A 14,140-nucleotide genomic window follows, 5' to 3' on the forward strand; every position below is an offset into this window, starting at 1 on the left:
TGGGTGAGGAGGGCGATCGGGTTGATCGACAGGAACCGCGGGCGGGAACGGAAGCGGCTCGCCTTCGGCGAGTTCGTACGTGCCGAGATCACCGCACTGACGAGGACGGCGTACCTGCTGACCGGCGACCGGCACCACGCCGAGGATCTGGTGCAGGTGGCGCTGGCCCGGGCGGCGGTGCGGTGGGAGCGGATCGACGACCCGGGCGCGTACGTGCGCCGGGTGCTCTACACGCAGTCGGCGAGCTGGTGGCGGTGGCGGCGGGCCCGGCCGCCCGAGGCGCTCACCGGCACGGTGCCGGACCGTGCCGTCACCGGCAGCGAGCCCGAGCTGCGACTGGTGCTGCTCCAGGCGCTGGCCCGGTTGACCGCGCGCCAGCGGGCGGTGCTGGTCCTGCGCTACTACGAGGACCGTACCGAGGTCGAGACGGCGGCGCTGCTGGGCTGCGCGGTCGGCACGGTGAAGAGCCAGACGCGGCACGCGCTGGAGCGGCTCCGGACGCTTGCTCCGGAGCTGGCCGAGCTGGTCGGTCGGGAACCGGAAAGGGTGGGCCGATGAGCCGGGAACTGGGTGGCGCCCTGCGGGAGCTGGCCGAGCGGATCCCGCCGGCCGCCGTACCGGAGGATCTCTTCGACCGGGCGCGGGCCCGGCACCGCGGCCGGCTGGTCGCCGCCGCCGGCGCGTTCGCCGTCGTGCTCCTGCTGCTGGCGATCGGGTACCTGGTCCGCCCGGCCCCGGTGCACGTCGCGCCCGCCGGCCGGCCGGCCGCCCCCGGGCTGCCGAGCCGGCTGGTGGTCCCGCCCGCGCGGACGGCGACCGCCGGCCAGTCCCCACCCGGGGCCGCGGCGATGCTCTTCGGCGGGCCGGCGCTGCGCGACGGCTGGCGCGAGGGCCGGATGGCCGTGGTGGCCGCCGACGCCGACCGGTACCGGGTCTTCGACGAGGCGACGGCCAGCCCGCCCGGGTTCGAGGCACTGCTCTCGCCGGACGGGCGGTACGCCTGGTGGGGCGGCGAGCTGCACGATCTGACCAGCGGCGACGTGCGCCGGCTCGGCGCGGGTGGCCAGCCGCTGGCGTTCGCGCCGGCGGGCGACCGGATCGTCCACGCCACCGAACCGACCTTCGTGGACGGTGGACACTACGTCACGGACGAGGTCGGGGTCTCCGGCGTCGACGGCCGGCGGCTGCTTCGGCTGCGGGTCGGTACCGCGTGGGTCCCGCCGGGAAACTCGGCGGCGGTCTCGCCGCCCGGGGACCGGCTCGCGCTCCAGGTACGCGACGAGGTCTGGCTGGCGCCGATCGGCACCTCGGACGGGACCGGACCGGTCGGACCGCAGGCGCGGTTCGGGCTCTCCGGCGGGCGGTTGGCCGGTCCCGGTGCGTGGCTGCCCGACGGGCGTACGCTCGCCGTGCTCGACCGTTCGACCTGCGTCGACTGCCCGGTGGCCGGCTACCCGCGTACCTGGCGGCTCGCCCTGCGCGACGCGGCGACGGGCCACCCGGTGGCCGGCCCGGCGTTCCCGGAGCTGCGCTCGACCACGTTCGTCCAGGTGGTCGGCTGGCGCTCGCCGGAGGTGGCGGTGGCCCTGGTTGGCGTGCCGGGTCCGGACGCGCGGGACCGGCCGGACGGGTACGACCAGGCGTGGGGCCCTTACCACGAGCCCGGTACGGCCGCGGTCCGGCTGGTGCTGCTGCGGCGCGGGGCGGCCCAGCCGGAGGTGCTCTTCGAGACGCCGCCGGGGGTGAGCGAGCTGGGCGTCGCGGCCGGGCTGGCGGTCTCGGCTCCGCTCCGTCCGGCCGGCCGGCCGTCGTACGGCCCGCCGCACCCCTACTACCTGGCCGGGGCGGGTTGCCTGCTCGTGGCGCTGGCGGTGCCGGCGGTCCTGCTGCTGCGCCGATGGCGGCAGCGGCGCCGGGCGCGCGGCTGAGGCCTGGCCGGGCAGGGGGTGGTGGACGCTGGTGGGTACCGCTACTCAGGCACGTCCGCCGGCGGCTTGGCATCGTGTCCGCCGTGGACAATGCGAACCTTCGCGGTGGATCCGCCCGACCGCTCGCCGGCGGACTCGTGCTGGCGCTCCTGACCGTGGCGGCCTGGTGGCTCTGGCTCGGCTGGGACACCCGCTACGACGTCGACCCGGCCACGGGGGCGCGCAGCGGACCGTACGAGGTGTGGCAGGTCGCGGGCTGCGTGCTGACCCTGCTGGCGCTCGCCGTCGCCGGTGGCCTGCTGCTGCGGCCGTGGATCGTGCCGCTCGCCATGACGCCGGCCTTCACGGTCCCGTGGTCGCTCTCGGCCGCGCGCGAGGACGGCAGCGGCCTCTGGGTCGTCGGGGCGGTGCTGGTGGCGCTCGGCGTGCTGGCCGGCAGCTCGCTGTTCGGCCTCGGCGCCGGGCTGCTCCGGCGGGCCGCCACGACCCGCCGGAGCTGACGCCCGGTACCCGTCCGAGGCTCCGGCCCGGGTACCGCCGAGGGAGGGCGGCGGTACCCGGACCGGCGGCCGGGTGCGGGATCAGGCCGGTACACAGCTCGCGGTCGGCGGGTTGTTGCTGCCGGTCCACGAGCCGAGGAACCCGAACGTGGTGCTCGCCCCCGCGCCGAGAGCGCCGTTGTAGGCCACGTTGCGGGCGGTGACGGTCGCTCCGCTGCTGGTGAGCGTCGCGCCCCAGGACGAGGAGACCTGCTGGCCGTTGGGGTAGGTCAGGGTCACCGTCCAGCCGTTGACGGGGCTGGCGCCGGCGGTGACGCGTACCTCGGCCTGGAAGCCGCCGGTCCACTGGCCGGTCACCGAGTAGCTCGCCGTGCAGCCGCCCGCCGCGGGCGGCGTGGTCGGCGGCCGGGACGGCGTGGTGGTCGGGACCGCGGTGCGGGTGGGCGTCGGCGTCGGGGTGGCCGTGGGCGGCGGGGTACCGCCCGAACCGCCGGGGAAGATCACGTCGCTGCAGAAGTAGTACGACTGGTCGGCGTGGCTCGCCTGCCAGATCGTGTAGACGATGTGCCGGCCGGTACGCCCCGGCGCGCTGGCGTTGATCGTCACGGACACGCCGTTGAGGACGGGGTCGTTGGTCGGGGTGCCCTGCCCGGGTGGGACCACCCCGGTCTGGCCGACCAGTTCGAGATCGGCCCAGCGCAGCCGCTGGGTGAGCGGGTTGAAGCCCTGCCGGGTGACGTAGACGCGGTAGTAGTCCGCGCCGTGCCGGGCCTGGTCGTGCACGGTGACGCTGAAGTTGTTGTTCACCTGCACCGCCTGCCAGGCGCCCGGGTTGTCCAGCGCGGCGTAGCGGGTACCGCCGGTGTGCCCGGCGCTGCACAGCTGCCCGTCCGGGATCGCGGCCTGGTGGTTGCCCGCGACGCCCTCGCGGTACAGGCTGTTCCAGTTCCACATCGCGTTCGGGTCGGCCTGCCAGGCCTGCCAGCACATCGGGTCCTGGGTGGCCATCTGCGGGTTCTGGAAGTCGTTGCCCCAGCGCTTCCAACAGCCGTAGTTGCGCGACGGCGGGCTGATCGCCGAACCGTGGGCGGAGGCGACCTCCGCGAGCGCGGTGGTGAGGAGCACCAGGGCCGCCGTCGCGACGGCCAGGGCGCGGAGGGTGAGTTTCCTGCGGGGGACCGGATGGGACATGGGAGCTCCTCGGCAATACATGCGGTGTGCGACGAGCGGAAGCTGCCCCTGCTCCCGCGACCGACGATCGGCTCCCGTGGCGGTCTGATATCGACGGTCACACGCGCGGACGCTGCGTGTCAATAATTTGCAGTCCAAACAAACTGGGCGACCTCTAGGATCGCCCGGTGCGTAGCCGCCGTGCTCTCCTCGTCGCCGCCACCCTGCTCGCCGCCGGCCACCTGACCGGCTGCGGCTCGGCCCGGCCGGACCGCGCGGCGCAGCCGCCGCCGGCCCCGTCGGCGAGCCCGACCAGCACCGCCTCGACCGGTCCGGCCACCCCCGGGCCGAGCGCGTCGGCGTCGGCGACTCCCCGTACGGCGACCGGCCCGGCACCCCGCTACGGCAACCCGGCCGGCCGCGCCGCCGTACCGGCGGAGGCCCGGGCCGTCGACACCGGCCACCCGACCCGGGTGGTCGGCCGGGGCACCCCCGCCAGCTGTACCTCCGAGGCGGTCGTCGCCGCCGTGGCCGCCGGCGGCGTCATCACCTTCTCCTGTGGCCCCGACCCGGTGACCATCACGATGAAGGCGACCGCCAAGGTACGCAACGCCAGCGCGCGGGTGGTGCTCGACGGCGGCGGCCGGGTCACCCTCAGCGGCGGCGGCAAGCGGCGGATCCTGTACCAGAACACCTGCGACGCCGCGCAGGGCTGGACCACCTCGCACTGCCAGGACCAGGCGCAGCCGCAACTGGTCGTGCAGAACCTGACCTTCGCCGACGGCAACTCCACCGGCGAGCGGGCCGAGGGTGGCGGCGGCGGCGCGATCTTCGTACGCGGTGGTCGGTTCCGGGTGGTCAACTCGCGGTTCGTCCGCAACCGCTGCGACGAGACCGGCCCGGACCTCGGCGGCGCCGCCGTCCGGGTGCTGGACCAGGGCGGGGATGCCCCGGTCTACGTGGTGCAGAGCACCTTCGGCGGGGCCGCCGGGCAGGGCGGGAGGTGCGCCAACGGCGGCGCGTTGAGCAGCATCGGCGTCTCCTGGGTGGTGCTCAACAGCGTGCTGACGCACAACTCGGCCGTGGGCCGGGGGGCCAACCCGGCCCGTGCCGGTACGCCCGGCGGGGGCAGTGGGGGTGCGATCTACACCGACGGCAACCGGTTCACGGTACACATCGCCGGCTCGGTGATCGAGGAGAACCACGCCGCCGAGGGCGGCGGGGCGGTTTTCTTCGTGAGCAACGACCGCAGCGGGACTCTGCGGGTGGAGAACTCCACCCTGCGCCACAACGTCAGCACCGGCTTCGAGACGCGGGGCTTCCCCGGCATCTTCTTCCTCGGCGCCGGCAACCCGGGCGTTTCCGCCTCGACGCTGCGCTGATCCGTGTCGCCCTCGCGGGCCGCCGCCGTCCGCCGCCGTCCGCCGTCGCCCACCGCCGGCGGATGGCGGTCGCTCCCTACAGTTCGAGTACACTCGAATAATGACCCTCTCGCCGCAGCCCAGCCGTGAGCAGCTGAATCTGCCCGACGTCCTCGAGGCGTTGGCGAATCCGCTCCGGCTGCGGGTGGTGGCCCGGCTCGCCGCCGAGGGGGAGCGGGTGCTCAGCCTGCCCAGCTGCGGCGAACTCCTGCCCGAGGTGTCGAAATCCACGGCGAGTCACCACTGGCGCATCCTGCGCGAGAGTGGCGTCGTCGACCAGCAGCGCGATGGGCGTTATGTCCGGTCGCGGCTGCGCCGCGAGGATCTGGACGCCCGGTTCCCCGGACTCCTGGACGCGGTCCTGGCCGCCGCGCCCGACACGCCGGGCGTGCTGACCGCCGCCCAGGGCTGAGCCGGCGGCTGTCGCCGCGCTCGTCGGCCGCTGTGCTCGTCGGCCGCTGTGCTCGTCGGCCGCCGCGCGGCGGCGGCCCCGCTTGTTCGCCCGTCTCCGGGCCGGCCCCGCTCGTCCGCCGCGGTCCGGCCCTGGCTCCGGTCCCGGCCCCTGGCCCCGGCCCCGCTGGGCCTGCTCGTCGCCGCGCGCGCCCGCCGGGAGCGCGCGGCCGCGTTTGTGGCCCGCACCCGTCGTGTTCCGGGGCCCGGTTGCAGCAGTTCGATTGTACGAGTACTGTCGAACTATCGCCGGTTCGCCACCTGCGGGCGGCCTACCGGGTACGCCGCGCTGGTCCGTCACCGGGAGCGGTTCGCCTCGGTGGACCGGACCAGCCCGCGGCGGATCCCACCGGCGGTACGGCCGGCCGCCGGCTCTCGGGCGGTTCCGCCGGCGCGAGCCGTCCCGGAACGGCCCACGGGCCGGGCCCGCGCCGTACCCACACGCACCGTCAACGCAGGAGTGCTCCGTGCTCTCAACCGATCGGCCCGCCGGGGCCGCATCCCGCCTGATTCTTCCCGTACTGATCCTGGGCGTGCTCGCATTCGCGCTGGTCCAGTCGCTGATCGCCCCGGTGCTGCCGGAGATCCAGCACGACCTGCACACCACGCAGAGCCTGGTCACCTGGGTTCTCACGGCGTACCTGCTCTCGGCGTCGATCTTCACGCCGATCCTGGGCCGGCTCGGCGACCGGATCGGCAAGGACAAGGTCCTCCTGGTCGCGCTGGTCGCGCTCGGCGTCGGCTCGCTGATCTCCGCGCTCGCCCCGAACATCGGCGTCATGCTCGTCGGCCGCGCCGTACAGGGCCTCGGCGGCGGCGTCATCCCGCTCGCGTTCGGCATCATCCGCGACGAACTGCCCCGGGAGCGGGTCGCCGGTGCCGTCGGCGTCATCGCCGCGCTGATCGCCGTCGGGTCCGGGCTCGGCATCGTGCTGGCCGGCCCCATCGTCACCGTGCTGGACTACCGGGCGCTCTTCTGGATTCCCATGGTCGTCGTCGCGGCGGCCGCCGTGGCCGCGTACTTCCTGATTCCGCCCTCGCCGTCGCGCAGCCCCGGCCGGGTGAGCTGGAGCGCGTCGGTGCTGCTCGCCGCCTGGCTGGTCTGCCTGCTGGTACCGCTGACCCAGGCGTCGAGCTGGGGCTGGGGCTCGGTCCGCGTGATCGGGCTGCTCCTCGCCGCCGTACTCCTCGCCGCGGCCTGGATCCTGGTGGAGACCCGGTCCAGCAGCCCGCTGATCGACATGCGGATGATGCGGGTACCGGCGGTCTGGACCACCAATCTCGTGGCGCTGCTCTTCGGCATCGGCCTCTACGCGGTCTTCGGCTTCCTCCCCGCCTTCGTGCAGACGCCGACCGCCGCCGGGTACGGCTTCGGCGCGAGCGTCACCCAGGCCGGTCTGCTGCTCCTGCCGGTGAGCGCGGCGATGTTCCTCTCCGGGCTGCTCGCCCCGCGGCTCGCCGTACGCTTCGGCGCGAAGCGGCTGCTCGTCGCCGGTACGGTCGTCAGTATCGCGTCGTTCGCGATCCTCACCCTGGCCCACGACCGGCAGTGGGAGATCATGCTCTCGATGGCGATCCTCGGCGTCGGCTTCGGCGCGGCGTTCGCCACCATGTCGAACGTGATCGTGGCCGCCGTACCGGCGCACCAGACCGGCGCGGCCAACGGCATGAACACCAACATCCGCACCATCGGCGGCGCGGTCGGCGCGGCCGTGATGGCCAGCATCGTCGGCGCGCACACGCTGCCGGGCGGTCTGCCCACCGAGCGCGGCTACACGTACGGCTTCGCGGCGCTCGGCGTCGCCAGCGTCGCCGCCGCGCTGGCCGCTCTGCTGGTGCCCCGGTACCACGAGGCGCACGCGGCCGAGGAGCCGGGCACCGCGTCGACGTACGCCGTCTCGGCACCGGGGCCGGTCCCGGCGCTCGCGACCGAGCTGGCCGAGTAGGTCGCGGGCCGGCGGCAAGCGGCGGGTGCGCCGGACGATTCGTCGTCCGGCGCACCCGCCGCCGTCGTTCCCGGACCCGCCGGTCAACCGCCGGTTCCGGAGCCCGCGGTCAGCCGCGGCTGGCGGTCGCCGGCTCGGGCGCGGCCGTGGGCTGCGCCGACTCGACCGCGCGGTCGGCCAGGTGCTGGCGGATCGAGTAGGTCAGCGCCGCCGCCCAGACCAGGTAGATCACGGCGTAGCAGCCGTACCGGACCGCGTCGGGCGCGTCGATCCAGTCGCTGCGCAGCAGCGAGCGGGCGTTGGTGAGGACGATGATCCCGCCGACCGCCGAGCCGAGTACCCGCGGCGGCAGGTGACGGACCAGCCAGGCCGCGACCGGTGCGGCGATCACGCCACCGAGCAGCAGCGCGGCCACCCAGGCGAAGTCGACGTTCTGGTCGCCGAGTCCGATCAGGAATCCGGCGCTCGCGGCGATCGCGACGAGGAACTCGCTGGTGTCGATGGAGCCGATCACCCGGCGCGGCTCCATCCGGCCGCTGGCCAGGATCGCGGGCGTGCCGACCGGCCCCCAGCCCCCGCCCCCGGTGGCGTCGACGAAGCCGGCGACCAGCCCGAGCGGCGCGAGGAAGCGCTTGCGCAGCGGCCGGCCGAGCCGCCCGCGGGGGATGCCGAAGGCGGTGAACCGGACCAGGATGTAGATCCCCAGTGCCAGCAGGATCAGCGCCATGATCGGCGCGGCCACCTCGGTGGAGAGGTTGGACAGGACGGTCGCGCCGGCGAACGCGCCGACCGCGCCGGGTATGCCGATCTTCGCGACCACCCGCCAGTCGACGTTGCCGAAGCGCCAGTGCGACGCCCCCGAGGCGAGGGTGGTACCGATCTCGGCGAGGTGGACGGTGGCGGAGGCGGCGGCGGGATTGGTGCCGATGGCGAGCAGCAGGGTGGTGGAGGTGACGCCGTAGGCCATGCCCAGGCTGCCGTCCACGAGCTGCGCGCCGAGCCCCACCAGGGCCAGGAGCAGGAGTTTGCGCACGGAGAGTCCTCCGGTCTGGATCCGGCGTCGATTTTCCCTACTTAACCTATAGGGAATTTAATTCGGGTTGGTTTTGTGGTCAAGGGCTCACGGCGGGTTGCTTCCGCCCGTCGGGTGGCTACGCTCCGTCGGGTCGGTCCAGCCCGGCGGGGAGCGGACGGGCGTGCACGATCTCCAGCCGGGTGACCGCCCGGGTCAGCACCACGTAGAGGCGGTGCAGCCCGCGCGGTTCGGCGGCCACGATCTCGGCCGGCTCGACCACGACGACGTGGTCGTACTCCAGCCCCTTGGCCAGCGTCGCGGGTAGGGCGGTGACCCGCGCCGCGCCGTCGGGCCGGTCGGGGGTCGCCACCGGCACGCCGGTCGCCAGCAGGGCGGCGGTCAGCCCCGGCAGCGCGGCGTCCGCGCAGATCACCGCGATCGACCCCGGCTGGTCCAGCGCGGCCCGCGCCGCGGCGACGGCGTGCGCGACGGGGTCCGGGGTACGGCTGACACGCAGCCGGCCGTCGGTGCGCAGCGACCGGGCCGCGGGCACGTCGACGGCGAGCAGCGGCAGCAGCCGGTTCGCCACCTCGACCACCGGGGCGGGCAGCCGGAATCCGGTGGTCAGCGCGGTGATCGTGGCGTCGGGCTTGCCGAGCCGGACGAGCTGCTCGGACCAGTTCCGGGCGGCCCAGACGGTGGTGGCCTGCGCGAGGTCGCCGAGCACGGTGAGCGAGCCGTGCGCGGCGCGCCGGGCGATCACCCGACACTCCATCGGGGAGAGGTCCTGCGCCTCGTCGAGCACGATGTGGCCGAACCCCTCGGGCCGGTCCAGCAGCCCGGCGGCCTCGTCGAGCAGGACCAGGTCCGCCGTGGTCCAGGCGGCGCTCTTCGGGGTACGCGGCCGGGGCCAGGCGATCGCGGCCTGCTCGGCGTCGGTGAGCAACCCGTCCGCGGCGTCGGCCCGTACCCGCGGGTCGCCGAGCAGCGACGCCACCAACTCGGCCGGGCGTACGGCCGGCCAGACCCGGTCGAGGAGGTCCCGCACCGGCCGGCTGTGGCTCATCCGGCGGACCCAGGCCGCGCCGGGGCTCTCCCGCGTCTCGGCCTGCCGCTGCAGCAGTGCGGTGACGCGGGCGCGCAGCCGCTCCCGGCCGAGAAGGTACGGCAGGCCGGCGCCGAGGACCTCCTCGACGAGCCGGCGCAGCGCGGCCGCGGAGACCTGCCAGCGCGCGGATCCGTCCGGCACGACGAGCGGTTCGTCCGGCTCGCCGACCCGCGCGTACAGGGCGCGGTACAGCACCGTGGCCATCCGGGCGTCGTGCTTCACGGCCGCGGCGGCCGGGGACTCCACCGCCCGCACCGGGTACCCGCCGATCAGGCCCTCCAGGGTGGACTGCCGGACGTCGACCTCGCCCAGCGCCGGCAGCACGGCCGAGATGTAGCGCAGGAACGCCGGGTTCGGCCCGACGACCAGTACGCCGGCGCGGCGCAACCGCTGCCGGTGCGTGTAGAGCAGGTACGCCGCCCGGTGCAGCCCGACGGCGGTCTTGCCCGTGCCGGGCGCGCCCTGCACGCAGATCGACTCGTCGAGGTCGGCGCGGACGAGCCGGTCCTGCTCGGGCTGGATCGTGGCGACGATGTCGCGCATCGGCCCGATCCGGGGCCGCCCGATCTCGGCGGCGACCAGCCGGCTCGGCACGGGTCCGTCGCCCGCTCCGGCCCCGGCACCGGTGCCGGTGCCGGAGCCGGGGCCCACCAGCGGCTCGTCCTCGAAGCCGGTCAGCTCGGCCGGGCGGTCGGTACGGGTGGCCCACCCGTACCGCCGGCGGACCCGTACGCCCTGCGGGTGGTCGCGACTGGCCTGGTAGAAGGCGCGGGCGACCGGCGCGCGCCAGTCGATCACGACCGGCTCTCCGGCGGCCTCGCCGACGTGCCGGCGGCCGATGTAGTAGCGCTGGCCCCGGTGCTCGCCGGCGTCCGGCCCGTCGGTGAAGCCGAGCCGGCCGAAGTAGAGCGGGCTCTCCGGCTCCTCGGCGAGGGCCTTCGCCTCGGCGCGCAGCCGGCGCCCCAGGGTCTCCGCGGTGTACCCGTCGCCGGCGACGTTCGCGCCGGTCTCCACCCGGTACCGGGCGGTCTGGCGCATCCCGGCCAGTACCGCGCGCGCCTGCGCGAGGTACCGCTGTTCGGCGGCCAACTCCTCCGCGAGGTGCCGCTGTTCGGTGGCCCGGTCGGGGTGGGGTCCGGCCTCGGGGGACACGGCGGTCATGGCGATTCTCCCAGCTCTCGGTACGGCTCCGCGCGGTGCGGTCGCGCCTGGTGGGGCGACCGGCAAAATACTTTACCCGGTTAAATTCTTATCTAGGTAAAGTTACTGACCGAGTCTCCCCAGTGTTACCGTGACCGGATGCAGGCACACGCCGGGCTGCGCGAACGCAAGCGGGAACGCACCCGTGAGGCCATCTCGTCGGCGGCCATCTCGCTCTTCCTCGCGCACGGGTTCGACAAGGTGTCGGTGGCACAGATCGCGGCGGCGGCCGAGGTTTCCAAGCCGACGCTCTTCAAGTACTTCGCCAGCAAGGAGGAGCTGGTCCTGCACCGGATCGCCGACCACCGGGGCGAGGCGGCCCGGGTGGTCCGCGAGCGCCGGCCGGGGGAGTCTCCGCTGGACGCGCTGCGCCGGCACTTCCTCGACGGGTTGGCGCGCCGCGACCCGGTGACCGGTCTCAACGACCACCCCGAGGTGCTCGCGTACCACCGGATGATCTTCGAAACGCCGAGCCTGCTCGTCCGGGCGGCCCAGTACGCCGAGGCAGAGGAGCGGGAACTGGCCGACGCCCTCGCCGCGACCGCCGTACCCGGCGACCCGACCGCCGACCGAGCCCCTTCCCCGGCCGGCGACCCGCCGGTCGCCGCCCCCGGCCTGCCGGCCGACCCGCTCGGGCACCTGCTCGCCGCCCGGTTGACGGCGGCGCAGGTCGTCGCCGTGCAACGGGTGCTGGCCCGGGCCATCTGGCGCCGGCTCGTCGACGGGGAGAGCGCCGACCGGGCGTACCCGGCGGCCGTGTCGGCCGCCGAGCAGGCGTTCGACCTGCTCGCCTGCGGCCTCGAAGGGATGGGATCACCGCACCCCGGCTGACCCCGGTCCGCCGGTCACGGTAGCGGTTGGCTCACCTCTCGGCGCGGGCGGCCGTCGACCGAGATGCGCTTAACTCCCGGCGGGTGCCGCCGTCGACCGACCGAGGCCGTCGGGAGAGGGGAGGTTCTGCAACCGGACCTGACCGCGCGCCACCAGCCGGTCGGCCTCGTCGGTGATCTCGACCTGCCACAGCTGCTGGCTGCGCCCCCGGTGCACCGGCGTGGCGACCGCGCTCAGCTCGCCCTCGCGTACCGCGCGCAGGAAGTCCGTCTGGTTCGAGACGCCGACCACCCCGCCCCGGTCGCCGTACCAGACCGCGGCGCCGACGCTGGCGGCCGTCTCGACCACCGAGCTGTAGACCCCGCCGTGTTGGATTCCGTACGGCTGGAGCAGCTCCGGGCGGCACCGCCACCGGATCACGACCCGGTCCGGGGTGACCTCCTCGATCTGCAGTCCGAGCAGTGCCACGAACCCGGTCGCCAAGTCGGACACGGCCGCCCTCCTCAAGGTGATCAAATCCGGGACAGGCTACCCGGGGCGCCCGGTCCGGACCGCCGTGGGGAGCCCGCCGCCCGTCGCCCGGGGTCGACGGTCCGCTGAAATCGGGCGGGTGAGCTGCGGACGGGCGGGAAACCGGGTACGGGCACCGGTCGGTCATGGGGGAGAATCCAGACCGTGACCGATAGCAGCCTTGCTCCCGCCGGCCCCGCCGGCCGGGACTCCCTGATCGACGATCTGCAGTGGCGGGGTCTGATCCAGGACTCCACCGACCTCGACGAGCTGCGCCGCCGGTTCGCCGACGGGCCGGTGGTGTTCTATGTCGGCTTCGACCCGACCGCCCCGAGCCTGCACGTCGGCCATCTCATGCAGGTCACCACCGCGCGCCGGCTCCAGCTCGCCGGAAACCCGCCGCTGCTGCTGGTGGGCGGCGCGACCGGGCAGATCGGCGACCCCAAGGAGAGCGCCGAGCGGACCCTCAACCCGCCCGAGGTCGTCGCCGGCTGGGTACGGCGGATCCGCGACCAGCTCTCCCCGTTCGTCTCCTACACCGGCGAGCACGCCGCCCGCCTGGTCAACAACCTGGACTGGACCGCCGAGATGTCGGTCGTGGAGTTCCTGCGCGACGTGGGCAAGCACTTCCCGGTCAACCGGATGCTCGCCCGCGAGGTGGTCAAGGCGCGGCTGGAGACCGGGATCAGCTTTACCGAGTTCAGCTACCAGCTGCTCCAGGCGAACGACTTCTTCGAGCTGCACCGCCGGCACGGCTGCGAGCTGCAGTTCGGCGGCTCGGACCAGTGGGGCAACATCACCGCGGGCGTCGACTACATCCGGCGGCGCGGCGGCGGCCCGGTGCACGCCTTCGTGACGCCCCTCGTGACGAAGGCGGACGGCACCAAGTTCGGCAAGACCGAGGGCGGCGCGGTCTGGCTGGACCCGCAGATGACCAGCCCGTACGCCTTCTACCAGTTCTGGATCAACGCCGACGACCGGGACGTGGTCAACTACCTGCGCTACTTCAGCTTCCGCTCCCGCGAGGAGATCGAGGAGCTGGAGAAGGCGACTGCGGAGCGCCCGGCCGCCCGCGCGGCGCAGCGGGCGTTGGCGGAGGAACTCACCACGTTGGTGCACGGCGAGGAGGAGACCCGCCAGGCGGTCGCGGCCAGCCAGGCGCTGTTCGGGCGCGGCTCGTTGCAGGAGCTGACGGCGGAGACGCTGCGTGCGGCGCTGGCCGAGGCCGGCCTGGTACGCCTCGAGAAGCTGCCGTCGGTGGCCGTGCTGCTCAAGGAGGCGGGCCTGGTCGGCGGTCTGAACGAGGCGCGCCGCGCCATCAACGAGGGTGGCGCGTATGTCAACAACGAGCGGGTCTCGGACCCGGAGGCGGAGATCCCGGCCTCGGCGTTGCTGCACGGGCGGTACCTCGTGCTGCGCCGCGGCAAGCGCACCTTCGCCGGGGTCGAGCTCGCCGGCTGACCACCGCAGTCACGGGTGACCCGGAGGGGCCGTTCGTGGGGTGACCGGCGGCGCGGTCCCGGTGGAATGCCGGGCGTCCCAGGCCTGGTTGGACCCCGGGTACGGCGGCAGCACCGCGCCGCGGCGGCGGTCTTCCGGTGGTGTGACGCGGAACGCGCCCGGCCGATTTGACGTTCGATCGGCCGGGCGCGTAACTTTCTCTCTGCCCGCGGGGGAACGGACGAAACGGTGGAAATCACCGGGAGGCCGGACTCGCGGGACGATCAAGAGCTTTCCTGCCGGGCGGGTGACCGCTCGGTTGGCGGGTTCTCTTACCTGGGAGTAGCCTGGGTGGAGCGCCCGTCACCGGCTGCGGCACCTTCGGGTTCGACCCGAGTTGGTGCAGCGGAACGGGCGAGGTAAGGTTGTTGGTCGCGGCAGGGTTCCGGGCGAGCTTTGCGGGTTGTTCCGCGGGTAGGCCGGTCTGCTTTCTCCTCTGGTTCGTGTGGCGGTGGTTTCGTCGTGTGTGCTGGTGGGGGTCTGGGTGGTTCTGTGTTGGTCCGGATGGGTTCGGGTTGACACGGGAGGAAAGCCCGGGTAACGTAGTAAAAGTGCCCAGCG

Annotated in this window: 12 protein-coding genes; 8 read left to right on the forward strand and 4 right to left on the reverse strand. The window is 74.2% G+C overall.

Annotation, left to right across the window (positions count from 1 at the left end; genetic code table 11):
- Window positions 1–21: 21 nt before the first annotated feature.
- The 3 genes from AB0J86_RS37485 to AB0J86_RS37495 all read left to right on the forward strand — a co-directional run bounded on the left by AB0J86_RS37485 (window position 22) and on the right by AB0J86_RS37495 (window position 2,428).
- Window positions 22–558 carry a SigE family RNA polymerase sigma factor gene (locus AB0J86_RS37485; RefSeq protein ID WP_363863213.1) on the forward strand — a complete coding sequence of 179 codons (537 nt, stop codon included), beginning with the start codon at window positions 22–24 and terminating at the stop codon, window positions 556–558.
- Window positions 555–1,928 (forward strand): hypothetical protein, encoded by a 1,374-nt coding sequence (locus AB0J86_RS37490; RefSeq protein ID WP_363863216.1) that lies wholly within the window; start codon window positions 555–557, stop codon window positions 1,926–1,928. Before AB0J86_RS37485 ends, AB0J86_RS37490 begins: the two co-directional genes overlap by 4 nt.
- An 83-nt stretch (window positions 1,929–2,011) precedes the next feature.
- Entirely contained in the window at window positions 2,012–2,428 is a 417-nt protein-coding gene (locus tag AB0J86_RS37495; RefSeq protein ID WP_363863219.1) for a hypothetical protein, read from the forward strand.
- An 81-nt stretch (window positions 2,429–2,509) separates the two neighbouring features.
- Here the strand turns inward: AB0J86_RS37495 and AB0J86_RS37500 are convergent, their stop codons facing one another.
- The gene (locus AB0J86_RS37500) at window positions 2,510–3,619 is read right to left on the reverse strand and encodes a lytic polysaccharide monooxygenase (protein WP_363863222.1); all 1,110 of its coding nucleotides are present in this window, start codon (window positions 3,617–3,619) and stop codon (window positions 2,510–2,512) included.
- A 167-nt stretch (window positions 3,620–3,786) separates the two neighbouring features.
- Between AB0J86_RS37500 and AB0J86_RS37505 the strand changes: the two genes are divergently transcribed.
- The 3 genes from AB0J86_RS37505 to AB0J86_RS37515 all read left to right on the forward strand — a co-directional run bounded on the left by AB0J86_RS37505 (window position 3,787) and on the right by AB0J86_RS37515 (window position 7,415).
- Window positions 3,787–4,980 carry a hypothetical protein gene (locus AB0J86_RS37505; protein ID WP_363863225.1) on the forward strand — a complete coding sequence of 398 codons (1,194 nt, stop codon included), beginning with the start codon at window positions 3,787–3,789 and terminating at the stop codon, window positions 4,978–4,980.
- A 100-nt stretch (window positions 4,981–5,080) separates the two neighbouring features.
- The gene (locus AB0J86_RS37510; RefSeq protein ID WP_363863228.1) at window positions 5,081–5,431 is read left to right on the forward strand and encodes a helix-turn-helix domain-containing protein; all 351 of its coding nucleotides are present in this window, start codon (window positions 5,081–5,083) and stop codon (window positions 5,429–5,431) included.
- Window positions 5,432–5,936: 505 nt separating this feature from the next.
- Window positions 5,937–7,415, forward strand: coding sequence for an MFS transporter (locus AB0J86_RS37515; protein ID WP_363863231.1), 1,479 nt, complete (start codon window positions 5,937–5,939; stop codon window positions 7,413–7,415).
- 109 nt (window positions 7,416–7,524) lie between these two features.
- Here AB0J86_RS37515 and AB0J86_RS37520 read toward each other — a convergent pair whose 3' ends face one another.
- Both AB0J86_RS37520 and AB0J86_RS37525 read right to left on the reverse strand, forming a co-directional pair.
- Window positions 7,525–8,448, reverse strand: a complete 924-nt coding sequence (locus tag AB0J86_RS37520; protein WP_363863234.1) for a sulfite exporter TauE/SafE family protein — start codon at window positions 8,446–8,448, stop codon at window positions 7,525–7,527.
- 118 nt (window positions 8,449–8,566) lie between these two features.
- Window positions 8,567–10,699, reverse strand: coding sequence for an AAA family ATPase (locus tag AB0J86_RS37525; protein WP_363863237.1), 2,133 nt, complete (start codon window positions 10,697–10,699; stop codon window positions 8,567–8,569).
- A 138-nt stretch (window positions 10,700–10,837) separates the two neighbouring features.
- On the opposite strand from AB0J86_RS37525, the gene AB0J86_RS37530 reads away from it, so the two are divergent.
- Window positions 10,838–11,569: a helix-turn-helix domain-containing protein gene (locus tag AB0J86_RS37530; protein WP_363863240.1), complete on the forward strand. Its 732-nt coding sequence runs from the start codon at window positions 10,838–10,840 to the stop codon at window positions 11,567–11,569.
- Window positions 11,570–11,638: 69 nt separating this feature from the next.
- On the opposite strand, the gene AB0J86_RS37535 is transcribed toward AB0J86_RS37530, so the two are convergent.
- Window positions 11,639–12,061, reverse strand: a complete 423-nt coding sequence (locus tag AB0J86_RS37535) for a PaaI family thioesterase (protein WP_363863243.1) — start codon at window positions 12,059–12,061, stop codon at window positions 11,639–11,641.
- Between the two features lie 183 nt (window positions 12,062–12,244).
- On the opposite strand from AB0J86_RS37535, the gene tyrS reads away from it, so the two are divergent.
- Window positions 12,245–13,540 (forward strand): tyrosine--tRNA ligase, encoded by a 1,296-nt coding sequence (tyrS, locus tag AB0J86_RS37540; protein WP_363863246.1) that lies wholly within the window; start codon window positions 12,245–12,247, stop codon window positions 13,538–13,540.
- Window positions 13,541–14,140 lie beyond the last annotated feature (600 nt).

The organism is Micromonospora sp. NPDC049559 (assembly GCF_040676675.1).
In the GTDB taxonomy this organism is placed as follows: Bacteria; Actinomycetota; Actinomycetes; order Mycobacteriales; family Micromonosporaceae; genus JBFAPK01.

Bases quoted from the DNA above. Each gene is read 5' to 3' on its own strand.
- AB0J86_RS37490 (WP_363863216.1), top strand. From the start codon at position 555: ATGAGCCGGGAACTGGGTGGCGCCCTGCGGGAGCTGGCCGAGCGGATC.
- AB0J86_RS37500 (WP_363863222.1), bottom strand. From the start codon at position 3,619: ATGTCCCATCCGGTCCCCCGCAGGAAACTCACCCTCCGCGCCCTGGCC.
- AB0J86_RS37510 (WP_363863228.1), top strand. From the start codon at position 5,081: ATGACCCTCTCGCCGCAGCCCAGCCGTGAGCAGCTGAATCTGCCCGAC.
- AB0J86_RS37525 (WP_363863237.1), bottom strand. From the start codon at position 10,699: ATGACCGCCGTGTCCCCCGAGGCCGGACCCCACCCCGACCGGGCCACC.
- AB0J86_RS37530 (WP_363863240.1), top strand. From the start codon at position 10,838: ATGCAGGCACACGCCGGGCTGCGCGAACGCAAGCGGGAACGCACCCGT.